The 20,211-nt window shown below is 57.8% G+C and carries 16 protein-coding genes; 8 read left to right on the top strand and 8 right to left on the bottom strand.

Going from position 1 to position 20,211, the window contains the following annotated elements; genetic code table 11:
* Positions 1 to 8: 8 nt before the first annotated feature.
* Complete coding sequence (locus BN1128_RS02455; RefSeq protein WP_042866092.1) at positions 9 to 839, bottom strand: MetQ/NlpA family ABC transporter substrate-binding protein; 831 nt, start codon at positions 837 to 839, stop codon at positions 9 to 11.
* A gap of 717 nt (positions 840 to 1,556) precedes the next feature.
* On the opposite strand from BN1128_RS02455, the gene BN1128_RS02445 reads away from it, so the two are divergent.
* The 6 genes from BN1128_RS02445 (at position 1,557) to BN1128_RS02420 (ending at position 9,178) form a co-directional block, all read left to right on the top strand.
* On the top strand, positions 1,557 to 2,291 hold the full coding sequence (locus BN1128_RS02445; protein ID WP_042866090.1) for an NYN domain-containing protein: 735 nt from the start codon (positions 1,557 to 1,559) through the stop codon (positions 2,289 to 2,291).
* A 336-nt stretch (positions 2,292 to 2,627) separates the two neighbouring features.
* Positions 2,628 to 2,996: a hypothetical protein gene (locus BN1128_RS02440; RefSeq protein ID WP_042866089.1), complete on the top strand. Its 369-nt coding sequence runs from the start codon at positions 2,628 to 2,630 to the stop codon at positions 2,994 to 2,996.
* A gap of 14 nt (positions 2,997 to 3,010) precedes the next feature.
* The gene (locus tag BN1128_RS02435; RefSeq protein ID WP_042866088.1) at positions 3,011 to 3,550 is read left to right on the top strand and encodes a hydrolase; all 540 of its coding nucleotides are present in this window, start codon (positions 3,011 to 3,013) and stop codon (positions 3,548 to 3,550) included.
* A gap of 433 nt (positions 3,551 to 3,983) precedes the next feature.
* Complete coding sequence (gene asp, locus BN1128_RS02430; protein WP_042866087.1) at positions 3,984 to 5,861, top strand: serine protease Asp; 1,878 nt, start codon at positions 3,984 to 3,986, stop codon at positions 5,859 to 5,861.
* 18 nt (positions 5,862 to 5,879) lie between these two features.
* Positions 5,880 to 6,341 carry a serine protease chaperone gene (locus BN1128_RS02425; protein ID WP_042866086.1) on the top strand — a complete coding sequence of 154 codons (462 nt, stop codon included), beginning with the start codon at positions 5,880 to 5,882 and terminating at the stop codon, positions 6,339 to 6,341.
* 455 nt (positions 6,342 to 6,796) lie between these two features.
* On the top strand, positions 6,797 to 9,178 hold the full coding sequence (locus BN1128_RS02420; RefSeq protein ID WP_042866085.1) for a beta-glucosidase family protein: 2,382 nt from the start codon (positions 6,797 to 6,799) through the stop codon (positions 9,176 to 9,178).
* A 101-nt stretch (positions 9,179 to 9,279) separates the two neighbouring features.
* Here BN1128_RS02420 and BN1128_RS02415 read toward each other — a convergent pair whose 3' ends face one another.
* Together BN1128_RS02415 and ppsA are read right to left on the bottom strand one after the other, a co-directional pair.
* Positions 9,280 to 10,257 (bottom strand): AraC family transcriptional regulator, encoded by a 978-nt coding sequence (locus tag BN1128_RS02415; RefSeq protein WP_042866084.1) that lies wholly within the window; start codon positions 10,255 to 10,257, stop codon positions 9,280 to 9,282.
* Positions 10,258 to 10,611: 354 nt separating this feature from the next.
* Positions 10,612 to 12,990, bottom strand: coding sequence for a phosphoenolpyruvate synthase (gene ppsA / locus BN1128_RS02410; protein ID WP_042866083.1), 2,379 nt, complete (start codon positions 12,988 to 12,990; stop codon positions 10,612 to 10,614).
* A gap of 320 nt (positions 12,991 to 13,310) precedes the next feature.
* Here ppsA and ppsR point away from each other — a divergent pair, with 320 nt between their 5' ends.
* Positions 13,311 to 14,123: a posphoenolpyruvate synthetase regulatory kinase/phosphorylase PpsR gene (gene ppsR / locus BN1128_RS02405; protein ID WP_082030336.1), complete on the top strand. Its 813-nt coding sequence runs from the start codon at positions 13,311 to 13,313 to the stop codon at positions 14,121 to 14,123.
* A 112-nt stretch (positions 14,124 to 14,235) separates the two neighbouring features.
* Here ppsR and BN1128_RS02400 read toward each other — a convergent pair whose 3' ends face one another.
* Positions 14,236 to 14,529, bottom strand: a complete 294-nt coding sequence (locus BN1128_RS02400) for a hypothetical protein (RefSeq protein WP_042866082.1) — start codon at positions 14,527 to 14,529, stop codon at positions 14,236 to 14,238.
* A gap of 361 nt (positions 14,530 to 14,890) precedes the next feature.
* On the opposite strand from BN1128_RS02400, the gene BN1128_RS02395 reads away from it, so the two are divergent.
* A complete protein-coding gene (locus BN1128_RS02395; RefSeq protein ID WP_042866081.1) occupies positions 14,891 to 16,267 on the top strand; it encodes an amino acid permease in 1,377 nt (458 codons plus the stop codon).
* 269 nt (positions 16,268 to 16,536) lie between these two features.
* Here the strand turns inward: BN1128_RS02395 and BN1128_RS02390 are convergent, their stop codons facing one another.
* The 4 genes from BN1128_RS02390 to BN1128_RS26425 form a co-directional block, all read right to left on the bottom strand.
* The gene (locus BN1128_RS02390) at positions 16,537 to 17,244 is read right to left on the bottom strand and encodes an SIMPL domain-containing protein (RefSeq protein ID WP_042866080.1); all 708 of its coding nucleotides are present in this window, start codon (positions 17,242 to 17,244) and stop codon (positions 16,537 to 16,539) included.
* Between the two features lie 56 nt (positions 17,245 to 17,300).
* Positions 17,301 to 17,858: a hypothetical protein gene (locus tag BN1128_RS02385; protein ID WP_042866079.1), complete on the bottom strand. Its 558-nt coding sequence runs from the start codon at positions 17,856 to 17,858 to the stop codon at positions 17,301 to 17,303.
* Positions 17,859 to 17,944: 86 nt separating this feature from the next.
* A complete protein-coding gene (locus BN1128_RS02380) occupies positions 17,945 to 18,568 on the bottom strand; it encodes a type I secretion C-terminal target domain-containing protein (protein ID WP_167335788.1) in 624 nt (207 codons plus the stop codon).
* The coding region (locus tag BN1128_RS26425) for a VWA domain-containing protein (protein ID WP_042866077.1) at positions 18,537 to 20,211 on the bottom strand (1,675 nt) is incomplete at its 5' end. The genes BN1128_RS02380 and BN1128_RS26425, both read right to left, overlap by 32 nt.

The following is a 20,211-nucleotide window of genomic DNA, read 5'->3' as shown; positions in this document are numbered from 1 at the left end:
GGCCATGCTCAGTTGCTGGCGCTCTGCCCCTGCCAGCCCTCGGGATACTTGTAACCCACGAAGCGCTTGGCGGCATAGGCCTTGAATTCGGGGGAGTTGTAGGCCGCCGCCACGTCCTTGGCAAACGGCTGTTCGGCATCGGCGCTTTTCACCACCACCCAGTTGATGAAGTTGTAGCTGCGCTCGAGGAACAGACCCTCGCTGAACGCAATGCCGCTGGAAGCGGCGAAGTTGCCGTTGATGACGGAGAAGTCCACATCCTCCCGCGAACGCGGCAGTTGCGCAGCTTCCAGCTGGATCAGCTTGATATTGTGCGGATTTTTCGCCACATCAAACTCGCTCGCCTTGAGCGGATTGATCCCCTCCTTGAGGGTGAGCCAGCCCAGATCCTGCAGCATCAGCAGAGCCCGCGCCTGATTGGTCGGATCGTTGGGGATGGCGACCGTGCTCCCCTCTTTCAACGCCTTCAGCTCGCCCAGCTTGCCGGCGTAGAGGCCCATGGGACCGGTCGGCACCTGAGTGATGGGAGCCAGCGACAGGCCCCTGTCTTTTGAGAAACTCTCCAGATAGGGCTTGTGCTGGAAGCAGTTCACGTCGAGCGAGCCATCGGCCAGCGCGATATTGGGGGTCACGTAATCGGTGAACTCCACCAGTTTGACCTTGTAGCCCTTGGCCTCCAGCTGCGGCTTGATGGAGTCGGTCACCATGTCGGCGAAGTCTCCGACTGTCGTGCCAATCACTATCTCTTTCTTGGCCGGATCGGCGGCAAGAACGGAAAACGGCAGGCTGCTGGCCAGCAGTGCCAGCGCGGAGAGGGTGAAGAAGGAACGACGCTGCATAAGATACTCCCTGTCAACATGATCAAAACGGTGGCCTATGATGGCGCTTGCCACTATGGATATATTCGCCACAACCATCTAGCCATCCAAATGGCTAATTAATGCCACCATAACAGAGCCTCTTCCCGTCGCCAAGCAACAAAACAGGGCAAGCTTAACCGAGCGGCAGCTAAGCCCGGCTTTCAACCCTGTTGGGTGCCCAAACCGAAAATATTTGATAAACCACATAGTTATTGCTTTTGCCCCCTCCCCGAACCGGCCTCAACTGGCTTATTGTGGCCAATTATCACCATCTCGCGCAGGCCCTGATTGCTGGCGGGCTAGCTCATTGGCGGACTATCTCTCTTTATGGCGAGGCAGCCCCTCATCAACCAGCAAAGGAGTTGCGGTGATCGAGCACATTGAAATCAAGAGAGTCCACGTTGACAGCGGCAGGCATTGCTATGAGAAAGCCCCTCCAGCCATATCGTTTTCAATGCAGCCCGCCAAGAGCAGGCCAATGCGTTTCATCAGGCAGAGACAGAAGCCGTCTTTCGCTGCAACGGGCGACCTGGACTTGGCGCACTCTATCCCTCCAATTATTGCACCACATGTTTGCTTGATCCGGATGGGAGCAATATCTGAGCAGTTGCATACCTTGCGGATAATGAATTTTAAAAATAGCATCTACATTCAGAGAGCCGATGTAACAGGTGACGTTAAATGACAGGAGGTCATTTGAAGGACAAAGAAAAAATTGCTGTATTTATCGATGCAGACAATGCACCGGCCAGCAAGATTGACAGGGTTTTGTCCGAGCTAGCTCGCTATGGCGTAGTCAATATCCGCAAAGCTTATGGTAACTGGAAGAATCCGACCCTCAAATCATGGGAGGAAATATTGCATGAATTTGCCATCCAACCGGTGCAGCAATTTGATTTGGCCAAAGGAAAAAATGCGACCGACATGGCGTTGGTGATTGATGTGATGGATGTGCTCTATACCACGGATGTAGACGTCATCTGTCTCGTCTCTTCGGACTGTGACTTTACCCCTCTTGTTACTCGCTGCCTGGCAGACGGTAAATTTGTGATCGGATTTGGCGAACGTAAGGCCTCAATGCCATTCGTCAATAGTTGCTCCCGCTTTCTCTATCTGGATGCTGAGATCCAAGATATTCAAGAAGAACAACCTATTGCAAAGCAAACGAAGAATCTCAAAAGTGATACACGCCTCATCAATCTGCTAAGACAAGCTATTGAGGCTGTAGAGGAAGGTGGAGGTTGGGCAAGGTTAAGCCCTATTGGTAGTCATATATCAAATCATGCTTCATTCGATCAACGGAACTACGGCTTTAAAAAACTCAGTGATTTATTCATGGCGATCGACCTGTTCGAGATGAAGAAAACTGACAACTCAGTATTATGGGTCAGAGATAAAAAGCGGGCATCCCAGCTGAACAAACCCAAATAAACATGAAGATATGTCCCATAAAAAAAGAAACTATTAACATAGTCTATGCGTATATCATATATATATTGTTGCTCGGTCTGGTCCACAGGAAAGCGTCGACAAGATTGCCTGTTTAAAGCTAATCATGTATTTTCATCGTAATATTTACATCACTACATTTACAATTTGAATTACTTTATTTTTGACCGGTGCTGGCATTGCAGGTAGTTTTATGAGCCTTGTCGACAGGGTGCCGTGACTCATATTTTATACGCCACCATGTCAATGGCGAACGGCATGGAAGGCACGCCAGATCACGAGCAGGGAGCAAGACCACACCCTATTCAAGGAGTATTCATGAGCCCCAAACAACAGCTGATCGCCAAAGGCATCTTCATCGCTTCGACGCTTTTTTCTTTAGCCATGACAGCGTTTGTTACATGGTCGGTCGTCACGGTCAGCCCGCTGCACCCGGCCGGATCAGCCCCGTCACAGGGGGTCAGCATTGGCCTCGCACTGGCCATTGGGCTGTTTGTCATGGCATTCAACTATGTGGCCTATCGCGGGCTCAGCGAGCCGGTAAAGGGCTTCAAGCTTGTCTTCTGGTGCTTTATCGCGCTGCATCTGTTCGCCTTGCCGATCGGTACCGCCATCGCGCTGACCCTCATCTATTTGTGGAACCAGTCGCGTACATCTGTCATCCGTCCACTGGGCGCCACACTCTGATCCAGGGAGCCATCATGCTGACCGCCTCTACCACAGGCCTGCTGGTCGTCGATATTCAGGGCAAGCTGGCACGGCTCGTCGAGGAGAGCCCGGCCCTGATTGCCAATAGCGCACGGCTGGTACAAGGGGCCCAGGCACTGGGCTTGCCGGTTGTCTGGCTGGAACAGAATCCGGACAAGCTGGGGCCAACGGTGCCCGAGTTGCTGCCGCTGCAGAGCGGTGCCCCCGTGCTGACCAAATTCAGCTTCGGCGCGCTGGGGGAGCCGGCAGTGGCAGCCGCCCTCGCCCGGACCGGCAGATGCCACTGGCTGGTGTGCGGCATAGAGGCCCATATCTGCGTCTACCAGACTGTGCTGGGACTGCTCGACAGCGGCGCAGATGTCTCCCTGGTGGTGGATGCGGTGTCGTCCCGCAGCGCCACCAACCGCGACTTGGCCATCGCTCAGCTGGCCACTCGTGGCGCGCGGCTCACCTCGGTGGAAATGTGCCTCTATGAGCTGCTGGAGGATTGCCGCCATCCGGCGTTTCGCCCGATCCTGGCCTTGATCAAATAGCGGCTGACCACGCTCGGCCAACTCCTCACATAAACACGGCGCCACTGGCGCCGTTTTCATTGCCGCCTGGGTGCAAAACCCGCCTCCCGGCATGGCAGGCTTGCCGGCCACATAACGCTAGATTGGGTATGTGTCATATCTGGTCAGGGCTAGCCCAACGCGCCTGCCTCGGCACTGCCGCAGCCAGGGTTAATGACGAGTTAATAACATGTTTATCTATAAAGGCAAACATCAACAGCCAGCAACTGAGAAAAGTTCTCAATACAGCACATAAAGGGATTCGCCGGAACCCCCGTATGGTTTGAAACAGATTTGTAATGGGATTTTTTTGAGCCTTATCCCAGAACTGAAATGAGCGCTTTTTGGCTCTGTTTTTCCCGTGTATAGATGCCAGTCGCACCCAGGACGGTGCGATATAAGATGGAGTTTATAAATGAGAAAAACATCGTTGGCGTTGGCAATCTCGGCCCTGCTCTCGGCCCTGCCTATCGCTTCAGTTCAGGCTAATGAGAGTTGCACCCCACTCACCGGCAAAGAGGCCGGACTCGATACCGGCCGCAGCAGCGCAGTCCGTTGTCTGCCCGGCATCAATCCCCTGCAGGACCAGCAGTGGCACCTGCTCAACAGCGGGCAGAATGCCTTCAGCACCCGCGGCGGCGTGGCGGGCAATGACCTCAACCTCTGGTGGGCACACCGCACCGACGTATTGGGTCAGGGCATCAATGTGGCCGTGGTGGACGATGGCATGGCCATAGCGCACCCGGATCTGGCCGACAATGTGCGCCCCGGCTCCAAAAACGTGGTGACCGGCGGCAGCGATCCTACCCCGACCGATCCGGACAGTGCCCACGGCACTTCGGTATCCGGCATCATAGCCGCGGTGGACAACAGCATAGGCACCCTGGGGGTAGCCCCTCGCGCCCAATTGCAGGGCTTCAACCTGCTCGATGACAACAGCCAGCAGTTGCAAAAAGATTGGCTCTACGCCCTTGGCGGCAACGCCGTCACCGCAGACAACAGGGTCTTCAACCAGAGCTACGGCATGAGTTTGGTCGATCCTGAAGGGGCCAACGGGCTGGACCAGGTGCAGCTCGATCGCCTGTTCGAGCAGCGGACCCAGCAGGCGCAGGGGGCGGCCTATATCAAGGCGGCGGGCAACGGCTTCAACCGGATTGCCTCCGGCAACTATGTGCTCAACCGCACCGGTAACCAGCCCAAGCTGCCGTTCGAGAACAGCAATATAGATCCCTCCAACAGCAACTTCTGGAACCTGGTGGTGAGCGCCATCAACGCGGACGGGGTACGTTCTTCCTACTCCAGCGTCGGCAGCAACGTCTTCCTGAGCGCCCCCGGCGGGGAATACGGCACGGATGCGCCCGCCATGGTGACCACGGATCTGCCCGGCTGCGACATGGGTTACAACCGGGTGGACGATCCCAGCACCAACCGGCTGCACAACAACCCGCAACTGGATGCCAGCTGCGACTACAACGGCGTGATGAACGGCACCTCCTCGGCGACTCCGAACACCACAGGCGCCATGGCGCTGCTGATGTCCGCCTACCCGGACTTGTCGGTGCGAGATCTGCGCGATCTGCTGGCCCGCAACGCCACCCGGCTCGACGCCAATCAGGGGCCCGTGCAGATAAGCTATACGGCCGCCAACGGCCAGCGCCGCCAGGTGACGGGTCTGGAGGGGTGGGAGCGCAACGCGGCCGGCCTCTGGTACAGCCCGACCTATGGTTTCGGCCTGGTGGATGTGAACAAGACCCTGGCCCGCGCCGCCAGCCACGAACCGCTGCCGCCACTGGTACAGTTGCCCTGGCAGAAGGTGACGGTCCGGGATCGCGCCGTCGGTGCCATCCCGGACGTGGGCAGCAGCCCGACCCGCTCCAGCACGCAGGTCGATCAACCATTGACGGTCGAGGCCGTGCAGGTGATGGTGAGCCTGGATCACCAGCGGCTGCCCGACTTGCTGATCGAACTGGTCTCGCCATCCGGCACCCGCAGCGTGCTGCTCAACCCTAACAACAGCCTGGTGGGACAATCCCTCGACCGGCAGCAGCTGGGCTATGTGCGCACCAAGGGGCTACGTGACATGCGCATGCTCTCCCACAAGTTCTACGGCGAACCGGCTCAGGGCGAGTGGCGCCTGGAGGTGACCGACGTGGCCAATGGCAGCCGCCAGGTCTCGCTGCTCGATCGCAGAACCAACACCCGCAGCACCCTGACCGAGCGCAACAACAGCCAGCCGGGTCAACTGCTCGACTGGTCCCTGCGGGTACTCGGTCACGACGCAGCCCGTTCCTGATCACAGAGGAGTCATAACATGAAACACAGCTTACTCAGCCTTGCCCTGGCAAGCCTGCTGGCCTCGGTCTGCGTGCACGCAACGGCCGACGAATCGGTGGTGATCGATGGCAAGCAGTACAACACCGTAGAGGTGAATGGAAAGACCTACCTGACGCCGGATAACGGCAACAAGAAACGGGTCGCCCGCAGTCTGGATGGCAAGGTGCCACAACAGACCCTGCGCAGCGGCGACGTCCTGCTGCAAGGGGTCGCCAGCCCCGAGCTGACCGTCAGCGGTACCCTGCTGGTCGAGGCCGATGACAATCAGGCCAAGGCGCTGGCGGGCCGCCACGGCCTGCAGTTCAAGCAGAGCAGCGGCGGCATCGCCCTGCTGGAAGCCAAACCCGGCACGGATCTGAACGCCATCGCCACCCAGCTCAAGCAGCAAGGGGTCAGGGTGCAGATCGAACTGGCCGGTGCACTGAAACAGCCAAAGTGAGCAAGCCCTTGCGCTGACAAGCGCGAGGTATCTTGCACACGCCGAGGGGGCCGCTGGCCCCCTCTCTTCTGCCCGATCGTCTGCGCCCCACACCTCGCGGCAAATCACAACCCAAGCCGGACCGCCCTGTTGCCACCATCCTCAATGGTGGGTCATCCAGCCTCCCCTTTCCCCTCCCTGCCGCGCAGCCTGTGATGCGACCCCTGTCACAACTTGGCACCCTTGCTCCCAACTGCACATTTCTCGCTCCGCCAAGGCAAGGCGCAGCCAGCCCGACTTGCTAACCTGCCTGCGGCTCCGGCCATGGCTGCACCCTTGCACATGCACCCTGGCCCACCCTGAGACGTCATCGATATCCATGGGAACCCGCCATCAGAGCGGCCGCCCGGCCCGATCACTTGCCGGTGTCGATATCGCACTTGCCTTTTTATTCAGACAGTTACGAGGAAGTCTTCATGCCTATCACGACAAAAATGAAAGCGGTTTCACTCGGCGTCAGCCTGGCCCTCGCCGGGCTACTGGTTGGCTGCAACCAGAACGACTCGGATCCCCTGGTAAAAGACGATGCCTACTACCGCGGTCAGGCCGAAGCCATGGTGGCCAAGCTCACCCTGGACGAGAAGCTGAGCCTGCTCTCCGGCCCAGGGTATGGCAGCGCCAACGGCGCCATCAACGTAAAGCAGGATGTCGCCGGGGTAGCGGGCTACATCAACGGGGTGGCACGCAGTGCCGACGGTATCGACATTCCGGCCCTGAAACTGGCCGATGGCCCGGCGGGCCTGCGGATCAGCGCCAACCGCGACGGCGACAGCGCCACCTATTACGCCACCGCCTGGCCCATCGGCTCCCTGCTCGCCTCCAGCTGGGACGTCAACCTAGTCAAATCCGTTGGGGAAGCCATGGGGGACGAGGTGCGCCAGTACGGGGTCGACATCCTGCTGGCACCCGGCATGAACATCCAGCGCAACCCGCTCAATGGCCGCAACTTCGAATACTACTCGGAAGACCCGCTGCTCACTGGCAAAATCGGTGCCGCCATGGTCAATGGGGTGGAAAGCAACGGGGTGGGCACCACCATCAAACACTACTTTGGCAACAACTCGGAGACCAACCGGAATCAAATCAACGACATCGGCGAGCCGAGAACCTTCCGTGAAATTTATCTGCGTGGCTTCCAGATCGCGGTGGACGAGGCACAGCCATGGGCAGTCATGACCTCCTACAACAAGTTCAACGGCACTTATGTCAACGAGCGCAAGGATGCCATAACCGATGTGCTGCGCGGTGAGTGGCAATTCGACGGCCTGGTGATGTCAGACTGGTTCGCAGGCGACGTAGCCAACAACGCCTACAAGCAGGTGCTGGCAGGGCAAGATTTGATTGAACCCGGCAACGTCAAGGAGCAGTTGCAGCAATCCATCGAGCAGGGCGATCTGAACGAGGCCAAAGTGACCGAGGCCGCCATCCATATCCTGACCCAGGCGATGAAGAGTCCCTCCTACAACCAGCTGGCCGTCAGCAACAGCCCGGATCTGGCCGCCCACGCAAGGCTGGCTCGCCAGGCCGGTGCCGAAAGCATGGTGCTGCTGCGCAACGACGCTGCCGCCCTGCCCATCGCCGTGACCAGCAAGGTGGCCAGCTTTGGCATCAACCAGATCAACACCTACAAGGGTGGCACCGGCAGCGGGGACGTGAACGCCGCCAGCACCACCACCATAGCCCGGGGGCTGGCCAGCCGTTTCCCGGTCAACGGGGCGCTGCAGGCTTACTACGGCGATTTTTATGAGGCCAACAAGGTCTATCACGAGGGGCAATTCGGCGCCAAGGGCTACTACACCTGTGATGAGGCCGCCGTCAGCCCGGCGCTCGCCAGCCTGATCACCACCGCCGCCAGCGAGCAGGAGGTCGCTGTCATCAGCCTGGGTCGTCAGGCCGGTGAGGGGGCCGATCGCACCGACAGCAAGGGCGACTACCTGCTCGGCGATGACGAAATCGCCCTCATCGATGCGGTGAGCAGCGCCTTCCACACCCAGGGCAAGAAAGTGGTGGTGGTGCTCAACGTCAACGGCGTCATCGACACAGCCCAGTGGAGCCACAAGGTAGACGCCATACTGCTGGCCTACATGGCCGGTCAGGAAACCGGTCATGCGGTCGCGGACGTGCTGTCGGGGGCGGTCAACCCGAGTGGCAAACTGGCCCAGAGCTTCCCGCTCAGCTACGCCAGCGTGCCCTCCGCCGGCACCTTCCCGGGTGAGGATACCGACGGTGACGGCGAGCCGGACGATCTCTACTACAACGAAGGGATCTATGTGGGCTACCGCTACTACAGCACCTTCGACAAGGCGGTTTCCTACCCGTTTGGCTTTGGCCTCTCCTACACCAGCTTCGGTTACACCAGCCCCGCCATCGCCAGCAATACCCTGGCCAAGGGCGCGGCCGGCAGCCTGGTGCTGACGGCAACCATCACCAACACGGGCGCAGTGTCAGGCAAGGAGGCAGCCCAGGTCTATGTCACCGCCCCCGAGGTCAAACTGCAAAAACCGACCATAGAGCTCAAGGCCTTTGCCAAGACCAAGCAGCTGGCACCGGGCGCTGCCGAGCAGCTGAGCTTCACCATTCCGGCCAGCATACTCGCCAGCTTCGATGAGGCCAGCAACCAGTGGATAGTGGAGCCGGGCAGTTACAGCGCCTACATCAGCCCCTCTTCCGATGTCTCCGCCACCACGCCGGTCACCTTCACGGTGAGCAAGGAGATAGTGGTGAGCAGCACGACCCCTGGCGCCCTGGCCCTGCCCAGCGGCGTGGATGCCGCCACCGTCACCACTGTGACAAAATAAGCGAGCCCAGGTAAGAAATGAAGGTGATGGGGGGCGCACCAGGGTACGCCCCCTTGTTGCCTTCAGCCTTGACGGGATCAGGCGCAGTCCTAGTCCCGTTATTATTGGCGGGTATTACGATAGGCCAGCGGAGTCATATTGGTATTGGCCTTGAAGAAACGATTGAAGGCACTCTGGGAGGAAAAACCCACCAGATCACTGATATTTTGCAGCGGTTGCTCTCCCTCTCCCAATAAACGGCAGGCCTCCATCATCTTGACCCGTTTCAAGATAGCGGAGAAGCTGCTGCCCTCCCCCTGCAATTTTCGGTTCAAGGTCCAGCGGCTGATATTCATGGCCGAACAAACATCCTTGAGTAAATGGTCATCGCTCTCCATGACGCCGCCGCGGATTTTATGGCGGATCATGTCCGCCACCAGATTGGCAAAGGGCACCCGCTCATCGATGTCGCTGCAAATATGCGCGAGCTGGCTTGTCTGCAGGCGGCAAAGCGGCTCGTTGTAGCTATCGGCGCGGCTATCCAGCAGGGCATTGTCTATGGTCAGGGTGTTGCCCGGCTGATCCCAGCGGCAGTGGGTACCAAAGAAGTGATCCAGCTGGCGGTGATGGGCCGGCGGCTTGCCGACGAACCCCACAGAGACGCCAAGGCCGGGAGCATAGACCCGCAGGATCCGGTAGAGGATGACGAAATTGGGGATGGCCTGACTCGCGCCCAGGGCGGCAGGCCCTTGATTGATATACTCATATTGGCTAAACAGCGCACCTCTTCGCACCACCAAGTCGTCACAGTTGCCGATGACGGTGCGATAGGCCAGCAGAGCTTCGATGGCGGCGCGAGGGGACGGCTGGTTCAGGCAGAGGCTGATGAGCGCCGGATAGTGCTGGTAAAGCTCGGCGATATCGTAAGACAGTATGCCCTCGTGAAAGCCGCTCAGATGCCGCTGCATCAGGCTCAGCATGCGGTAATGGCTATGGGCCAGGATCCGGCCATGCTCACGGTGAATATCGAATGGCGTCAGACCGGCAGCCATCAGGATGGCATCCGTATCTCCCCCTTGCTGCTGACATGCCGTCAGCATTCTTCTGATCACTTGATTTGATACGCTCTGTGACATCTGCCTGCCCTGGCCATATTAATAACAAACAACATATTTATTGATAAGTAGAACGCGAGCGGAACCTGTTTATCCCGCCTTGCTCTACATGACGTGAATATAGTGATCCGCCCACTTCGTCATGACATGGCAGGCTTATTATGGGGTGGTGATGAAGTGAACAGATGTAACGGAGTGTAAAACCAAGATCTGGCGCGCTTATTTTGAGCAGGAATAAAAATATCCCGGACAAATAATGCCATCGGGTTTATTGCACGATAAAAATGGCGCCCTCAGGGGGCGCCATTTTTATTATTCGCAGGCAGGAGCCGACGAGGATCAGCCAGCCTTGTGCTGCTCGGCCAGATAGAGCCAGGTATCGACCACGGTATCCGGGTTGAGGGACACAGAGTCTATGCCCTGCTCGACCAGCCAGGCGGCGAAGTCCGGGTGATCGGATGGCCCCTGGCCACAGATGCCGACATACTTGCCCGCCTTGCGCGCGGCCTGGATAGCCATCGACAGCAGCGCCTTGACCGCCTCGTTGCGCTCGTCGAACAGGTGGGCTATGAGGCCCGAGTCCCGGTCCAGTCCGAGTGCGAGCTGGGTCATGTCGTTGGAACCGATGGAGAAGCCATCCACGTGCTCGAGGAACTTGTCTGCCAGGAGGGCGTTGCTCGGGATCTCGCACATCATGATCACCTTGAGCCCCCGCTCGCCACGGCGCAGCCCGTTCTCGGCTAGGATGTCGATCACCTGCTCCACTTCACCCACGGTGCGCACGAAGGGGATCATCACCTCGACGTTGGTCAACCCCATGACGTCACGCACCCGCTTGATGGCCTCGCATTCGAGAGCAAAGCAGGGACGGAAGCTGTCGGCTATGTAGCGGGATGCGCCACGAAAGCCGATCATGGGGTTCTCTTCGTGAGGCTCGTAGCCACGGCCGCCCACCAGGTTGGCGTACTCGTTGGACTTGAAGTCCGACATCCGCACTATCACCCGCTCCGGCCAGAAGGCGGCGCCCAGGGTGGCGATCCCTTCAGTCAGCTTGGCCACGTAGAACTCACGGGGACTGTCGTAACCCGCGATCATCTTGCGGATGGTGGCCTGCAGTTCAGGGTTCTGCTGGTCGAACTCCAGCAGGGCCTTGGGGTGCACGCCAATCATGCGGTTGATGATGAATTCGAGCCGCGCCAGACCCACACCGGCATTGGGCAACTGGGCAAAATCAAACGCCCGGTCCGGATTGCCGACGTTCATCATGATCTTGATGGGCAGGTGCGGCATGTTGCCCACCTCGGTGACCGCCACATCGAAATCGAGCTCGCCGTCATAGATGAAGCCGGTATCCCCTTCCGCGCAGGAGACGGTAATGAGCTGACCCGGGGCAATATGATCGGTGGCGTTGCCGCAACCTACCACCGCCGGAATACCCAGCTCGCGGGCTATGATGGCGGCGTGACAGGTGCGCCCGCCACGGTTGGTGACGATGGCGGAGGCCCGCTTCATGATGGGCTCCCAGTCCGGATCCGTCATGTCGGTGACCAGCACATCACCGGGCTGTACCTCGTCCATCTGGCTGATGGAGGAGATGACCCGCGCCGGGCCCGCGCCAATCTTGTGGCCGATGGCACGCCCCTCGATCAGCACCTTGCCCGCCTGTTTGAGGGCAAAACGTTCGAGCGTGTTGGCCTCCTGGCGGCTGCGCACCGTCTCGGGACGAGCCTGCACTATGTAGAGCTGACCATCCTGTCCATCCTTGGCCCACTCGATATCCATGGGGCGACCATAGTGCTGCTCTATGATGAGCGCTTGTTTCGCCAACGCCATCACTTCCTCATCCGTGATGCAGAAGCGGCTGCGCTCGGCCTCATCGGTGTCGACTATCTTCACCTGACGGCCGTGACCTGCATCGCCTGAGTAGGTCATCTTGATCAGTTTGGAGCCGAGGGTCTTGCGCACCACGGCAGGACGCCCGCCCCTGAGGGTTGGCTTGTGCACATAAAACTCGTCCGGGTTGACGGCGCCCTGCACCACCATCTCGCCCAGGCCCTGGGCACCCGTGATGAAGACCACATCGTTGAAACCCGACTCGGTATCCAGGGTGAACATGACACCGGAGGCGGCCAAGTCCGAGCGCACCATGCGCTGCACCCCGGCCGAGAGCGCCACGCCCTTGTGGTCATACCCCTGATGCACCCGGTAGGAGATGGCGCGATCGTTGAACAGTGAAGCAAACACATGCTTGACGGCAATCATGACAGAGTCTATGCCGCGTACGTTGAGGAAGGTCTCCTGCTGACCGGCAAAGGAAGCGTCCGGCATATCCTCGGCGGTGGCAGAAGAGCGCACCGCGAAAGAAGCATCCAGACCCGCACTCAGCTTGTCGTAGGCGGCGCAGATCGCCTGCTCCAGTGCAGGCTGGAACGGGGCATCGATCACCCAGTCACGGATCTGCTGACCGGCCCGGTTGAGGGCGGCTATGTCGTCCACATCCAGGGTATCGAGCAGATCATGGATCTTGCCGTTGAGGCCGCTTAACTCCAGAAACTCATTAAACGCAAAGGCCGTGGTCGCAAAGCCACCCGGCACGGATACACCGGCACCAGAGAGGTTGCTGATCATCTCGCCAAGGGATGCGTTCTTGCCGCCAACTCGTTCTACATCTTGCATACCGAGTTGTTCGTACCAGAGTACGTACTGTTGCACTTGCATGTCTCCAGGTTGGTGGGCTCGGGTGCCGTGGCACCTTCTGCGCCAAATTAGGTGCGTGAGTTATATGCGTTATTGTCTGTTTCTACTGTTGCCAACGACCATGAAAACGTTTTCTACTTGTTATCAAAAAAATCCCCGAGCAAGATTTGGGGATGGCCGAATGACACAGACATTCTACAATGCCAACACAAAAAGGTAACGACTCAGGTTTGCAAGCCACTTCACAACTTGGGCACAGCAGATCGGTTGACAAAATCGGTATGGTTTCGAGAGATACTGACTGCTCGCAACCTCGCCAACCAGTACCACAGGAGCGCATCGTGCACACCGTATTCTATGTATCCGACGGCACCGCCATCACGGCCGAGGTGTTCGGCCACGCCGTCTTGAGCCAGTTTCCACTGGTGTTTGAGCAAGTCACCATCCCCTTCGTGGAGAGCCAGGAAAAAGCCAGGCAGGTGCGGGCGCGCATCGACGAGCAATTCCGCCAGACCGGGATACGCCCCATATTGTTTCACACCATAGTCGACCCCCTGGTACGGGAAGAGGTGCTCAAGGCCCAGGCCAGCAGCCACGACTTTCTCAACACCTTCGTCAGCCCGCTGGAACAGGAACTGGGGGTCAAGGCCGAACCCAGACTGCATCGCACTCACGGCATGGAGAATCGCAAGCTCTATGACGATCGCATCGAGGCAGTGAACTTCGCGCTGGCCAATGACGACGGCATCACCACCAAGGAGTATGAGGAGGCGGACATCATCCTCATCGGGGTCTCCCGCTGCGGCAAGACCCCGACCAGCCTCTATCTGGCGCTGCAATTTGGCATCCGGGCCGCCAACTACCCCTTCATCGAGCAGGACATGGGCACGCTGGACTTGCCGAGCGCCCTCAAGGCCAACCGCCACAAACTGTTCGGCCTCACCATAGCGCCGCAGCGGTTGCACGAGATCCGCAACCAGCGCCGCGCCAACAGCCGCTATTCATCGCTGGAGCAGTGCGAGCAGGAGCTGGCGAGCGTGGAGCGGCTGTTTCGCCAAGAGGCGATCCGCTTCCTCGATACCAGCTCTCATTCGGTGGAGGAGATAAGCGCGAAAATTCTGGAGGCAACCGGCATGCGCCGTCAGCTCTATTGAACCGGGCTGGGGTCCGGAGCTGAGCCCGGCATGGTCCATGGGCGACAGACGAGCAGGAGTGACAGGCAGAAATGAAAACCGAGCCAGATGCGGCCGCATCTGGCTCGGTTTTTTATGATTGGCGGGAACGGGAGGCTGTGCTGTTCAACTCCTTGTTGTTCATCAGCATGGCATAGAAGTTGAGCACGCCATGACGCCGGCGCACCCGTTCGGTCAACCAGAGCGCTGGCAGCAAACCAACTGCGCCAGCTGTCAGCAGCACGGTTCGAAAGTGCATCACCAGATAGTCATCACCCTGCACCGCCCAGACCAGCATGCATCCCGCCGCCATGGTCAGCAACAAGGGAGAGAGCCAGACAGTCAACCAAAGCACGACGGCCAGCAGGCTGCCAATAATACGTTGCATGAATCACATCCTTTTTACGGAGGAGGCTTCATAAAACAGGAATCCACCAAAGAGTCAACTGAACAGCATTCGATTGTTCACAATGTAGCCAGCCACTCCTCTTTTTGTATTTAGAGTCCTGAAAAACCTGCTTTATGCCGAAAAAACCGGCGAATGATGAGGAAAACAGGTGCGTGGACGACCGATTATCACTATTCTGCTTCCGTTGGTAGCCGCCACAAAAAACAACAAGCGGCCTGCCGTAACGAAATAAATACGGATTTCGTCACGTTTCAAGCACGCTTTGCCGTGCAAGGTCACATGGAGTGACTCGACGGGCGAGATGACAGACGAGTGACATCAGAGACGTAAGGAAGGAAGAATGGATCTTCAACAAGACGGCGAGGAGCTGAAGCGCGGCCTGAAAAACCGCCATATCCAGCTCATCGCATTGGGCGGTGCCATAGGTACCGGCCTGTTTCTCGGCATTGCCCAGACCATCAAGATGGCGGGTCCCTCAGTACTGCTCGGCTATGCCATCGGCGGCTTTATCGCCTTCCTCATCATGCGCCAGCTGGGCGAAATGGTGGTGGAAGAGCCGGTAGCAGGCTCGTTCAGCCACTTTGCCTACAAATACTGGGGTGACTTCGCCGGTTTCGCCTCCGGCTGGAACTACTGGGTACTCTACGTACTGGTGAGCATGGCCGAGCTGACGGCGGTCGGCATCTATGTCCAGTACTGGTGGCCCGAGATCCCGACCTGGATGTCGGCTGCCGTCTTCTTCGTGCTGATCAACGCCATCAACCTCTCCAACGTCAAGGCGTTCGGCGAGATGGAGTTCTGGTTTGCCATCATCAAGGTGGTCGCCATCGTCGGCATGATTGGTTTTGGCGGCTACCTGCTCGCCAGCGGCAACGGCGGACCGGATGCCAGCATCACCAACCTGTGGGACCAGGGCGGTTTCTTCCCCAACGGCATCAGTGGTCTGGTGATGGCGATGGCGGTGATCATGTTCTCGTTCGGCGGTCTTGAGCTGGTGGGGATCACGGCCGCAGAGGCGGATGACCCCGAGAAGAGCATTCCCAAGGCCACCAATCAGGTTATCTACCGCATCCTCATTTTCTACATTGGCGCCCTGGCCGTGCTGATGTCCCTCTACCCCTGGGGCAAGGTCGTGGAAGGCGGCAGCCCCTTCGTGATGATCTTCCACGCGCTGGACAGCAACCTGGTGGCGACCGTGCTCAACATGGTGGTGCTAACCGCCGCCTTGTCGGTCTACAACAGCTGCGTCTACTGCAACAGCCGCATGCTGTTCGGTCTGGCCAAGCAGGGCAACGGCCCGCGCAGCCTGCTCAAGACCAACAAGAGCGGTGTGCCCGTGGTAGCCATCTCCGTCTCCGCCGCAGCAACCCTCTTGTGCGTGCTGATCAACTACCTGATGCCGGGCAAGGCGTTCGAGCTGCTGATGGCGCTGGTGGTCTCGGCCCTGGTCATCAACTGGGCCATGATAAGCCTCGCGCATCTGAAGTTTCGCAAGAGCAAACAGGCCGAAGGGGTTGAGCCCAAGTTCAAGGCATTCTGGTACCCGTTCGGTAACTACCTCTGCCTTGCCTTCATGGCAGGTATTCTGGTCATCATGTACCTGACTCCGGGCATCCAGATCTCGGTGCTGCTCATTCCGGTCTGGATCGTCGTGCTGGCCATCGGCTATCAGCTCAAACAGAAGCGTCGTGCACGGGTTGCCGCCAACCTGGGTTGATCCGCGCCACCTCGTTACGCCATCAGATGCCGGTCACCGACCGGCATCTTTCTGTCCGTCATCTGCACTCGCGGGCACCAAAGCGTCGAGCCGGGCACAGCGCCACCCGTCTTTGCGTCATATAGATCCGGATCCGGCCAGCCACATTATCATCTGGTTGCCGCGCTCTCGCCTGCACACTCAAGTCCCGCTTGCCAGGTAGAAACGACAAGCCCGAGGGGATGAGCCTCGGGCATGGGATAGATCGACAAGGCCGGATGGCCAACGCCTTATTCCAGCAGGAAGACGGCTTCCACGTTGTCCGTGATGCTGATCTGCTGCTGTTGATAGCTGTTTTCCATCATGTCGGCGGCAGGCGCAGCCATGGCGGCCGCCTTGAGTGCACGGCTATAGATGGGCATGGGGGTGTTGTTGCGGTACTCGACACTGTAGACCTTGCCAAGCTTCATGCCGAACGCCTTGGCCAGGGATTCCGCCTTGGTCTTAGCATCTTCCACCGCACCGACACGCGCCTGCTCCTTGATGGTCTGCGGCGACTTGAGGCCGTACTCTATCTGGGATACAGACTCCAGACCCGCCTTGAGGGCGGTATCCATCAGCTCGCTCAGCTTGTCGAGCTGGTAGAGTTTGACCGCGAGTTGACGCTGGGCACGGTAGCCCACCAGTTCCGGCTTCTTGTTCTGCGGATACTGATACTCGGGGGAGATCACCAGGTTGCCCGCCTCCACGTCACTGCGCTTGATGCCCAACCCTTCCAGTTGGCCAAAAAAGGCTGCAACCTTGCCATCCACCTGCTGCTTGGCCTTGATGCCCTGTTTTTCCAGCGCAGTCACCGACACATTGAGGGTCAGCATATCGGGTTCGGCCTTCTGCTCGGCATAGCCACTCACCACCAGATGCGGGGCTTGTGGTACTTCAAGCGCGAATAACGGGGCACTGACGACCAGAGCAGAAAGGGTAAGAAGGGGACGCCACATAGAAAAAAACCTCAGTCAATTAGAGTGAGGTCATTATGCCCGTGGCCCAATGGGATTCATATATCGTGCAATGGCGGTATCTGATCCAGCACCTGATTGGTCATGTCGATGTTGATGCTGATCTCGTTGCCCATCAGCCCTTGATGGCTGGGCGCCATCGGTATGACGCTGCGGGAACCGAGCACGACGTCATCATCAAAATGGAAGGAATCCCACGACAGAACGTGTCCTTGCGGCGGGATCACCAGGTCTGCCAGCGTGGATGTTATGAGTGGAACACAGTCGATGCTGTCGGAGTGCATGAGCAGATCCTGCAGACAGGTATCGCTCAAACTCTGCAGCGAATACTCCTGCTCGCCCTGATCATGCCCAACCAGCACCACCATATGAGGTGGCTCTGCATCTACTGCCGGCGTGAAGGCAATGGTCGCGGCCGCGAAGTCCACATTGAGGGAACCCGCTACTTCGCCATCTTGGCTTTCAAGATCCAGTGCATCGATCCGATCACCTGCCATCGTGGCCTGATAGCCAAACTGGCCGGTGCAGGTAATGCTGCCCTGCCCATCCCAGCTATAGCGAATGCCATCGATATCGACCCAATTGAATGACTGCATGGTGACCCTCTCCTGTACTGCCGCTATCTTAGCCGCCCCCTCAGTCAAAAAACAGGGGCCAGGCATAGCCCGGCCCCATCACCCGATTACGGATCAACCTTGAGGTTGCCTTGATCCAGCAAGTCTTGAATGATCTGTTGATCTGTTCTTGTTCCTCCAAGGGTAAGGTCCACGTTATCAAAGAAGATAGTATGGGTTGTAGACCCACTGCTCGAGCCATCCAGGTCGATCGTCAGAGTAGACTTATTGCTACCTGGACCGGATGCAAAGTTGAAATACTGATCCAATGTTGCTGTATTTGTATGTTCCCCGCTCAGCAAATCGCTCAGATCCAGCACATCTCCATTAGCTCCCGTGGTGAAATCCTTGATGGTATCAATACCACCGGCATCACCCGACATCCACTTGAAGGTATCCTTACCTGCTCCCCCTGTCATGGTGTCACTGCCAGAGCCACCGATCAGCATGTCGTCACCGCCACCACCACTCAGGATATCATTGCCAGCAAGACCACTGAGGACGTTGGCACTGCCATCACCTGTCAGAGAGTCGTTAAACATGGAGCCAATCAGGTTTTCCATGTTGCTCAAGCTGTCCATTCCTGCACCACCGGTAGCCTGGTTGTTACCATTCACAATGACCGAGACTCCTGCAGAACTATCAAGGTAGCTCGCCGTATCATTGCCATTGCCACCATTCAGTGGTGTCATTACCCACGCCACCGACAAGAATGTCGTTGCCCTCCCCGCCATTCAGGCTATCGTTGCCTGCTCCCCCAAGCAGGGTATCGTTGCCAGCATTTCCGTTGAGCGTGTCATTCCCTGAACCACCAATCAGGATTTCGTCAAGATAACTCCCCGTGAGGGTAGAGCCATTCTGCACATCTACGAATACCTTGGCCGGATCAGCAGTCGTACTGTTGGTGTAGTTAAATGAACCATCATAGAGATTGGGTGTTGCACTACCAGAGGTGTCATCAAACACGACAGAACCCACACCATCTGTCACCGTGCCACCAACTGCACCAGATACACCTGTGATTGCCTGGGTGGCAGCCAGTGGCCCAGTGTCATTGGCAAGCAGTGCCCAATCAGGGATAGTCGAGGGGTCTTGATTGGTAATGACAAAATCATCACGCACCACAGTAGGTCCGATGGCTGGATTGATAATGAGAGACAGGGTACTTGAGGCTGTATCTCCATCATGATCAATCACGTTGTAGCCAAACACCTGACTTATCCCGCCCGACGGAATTACCGATGGGGGAGTAAAGGTATAGACACCATTGTCCATATCAACCTTCAGGGTGCCGCCAGCAACCGAGATAGACCATTCGTTGGTCGTCGTGTTGAATGTTCCCGCTGAGGTACCACCAGTAACACTAGAACTGTCTATTTTCTGGTCGTAATGATAGGTAACACCTGCGACAGTAATAGAACCAATCCATCCTCCATCACCACCGGCACTTGCGGTTAACCCCCCGTTGAGCAATACCCCGGATAATGGCGGAGCCACAACAGTGCTCAGCAACGTGGCAGCCAGCTGACTGAAGTCCGTCACAATAATCGACGTTGTGTTCACCTCACTGACTCCGTTATAGGCTATGGGATCCAATGCCGAGGCGGTTGAGCCACTTCCCATACCGAGAGCAAACGAGTTGATGTCATTCGCCTTCAGGAAATCAGCCCAGTCTTTTGCTTCTCCGGTGAGAGTGGTTCCGTCACCATCAATACCATCCCCGCCACCCAAGCTATTGTTGCCATCGGGTACTGTGGCGGAGCTACCGCTCAGAGCATTGTCATTAGGCTCGCCATCAGACATGAAGTAAGAGACATTCTGAGCATTCGAGAGCTTGCCTGTGTCACCGAATGCTTTGATCGCCTCGTTAAGTGCGTCGTCATAGTTTGTTGAATCTGTCGATACCAGACCAAGGATAATTGCCTTGGCTGTATCCACATTGACCCACACACCAGTCGGGTTGGTTGCTGAAGTAGCAAATGTAATGATATTGACCATGACATTGCCATAAGCACTGTACTTGTCGAGCAACTCCAATGCTGATTTCTGCATGACTTGCATTCGAGTCATACCTTGATAACCGGATTCATAATCCATGCTGCCGGAAATATCGAGGATCAACATCAGGTTGGTATTTTGAGCCTGAGTTGCTTGACCCGCATTAGTTGCAGGGCTTGCTGTCGGCACGTCGTCTTCGAAGCGGATGTTGCCACCCAGATCCGCACTCACCGTGCCGGTCGCGGTGTCGTTGTCGCCATCCACCACCGTCACCGTTGCACTCAGCAGCACCTTGCCACTGGCCAGGCTGATGAGGTTGTTGTCGTTGCTGTTGTCC

The organism is Aeromonas piscicola (assembly GCF_000820005.1).
Taxonomy (GTDB): Bacteria; Pseudomonadota; Gammaproteobacteria; order Enterobacterales; family Aeromonadaceae; genus Aeromonas; species Aeromonas piscicola.
The sequence above is the reverse complement of the archived record's forward strand: the minus strand, read 5'-3'. Positions and strand labels throughout refer to the sequence as shown.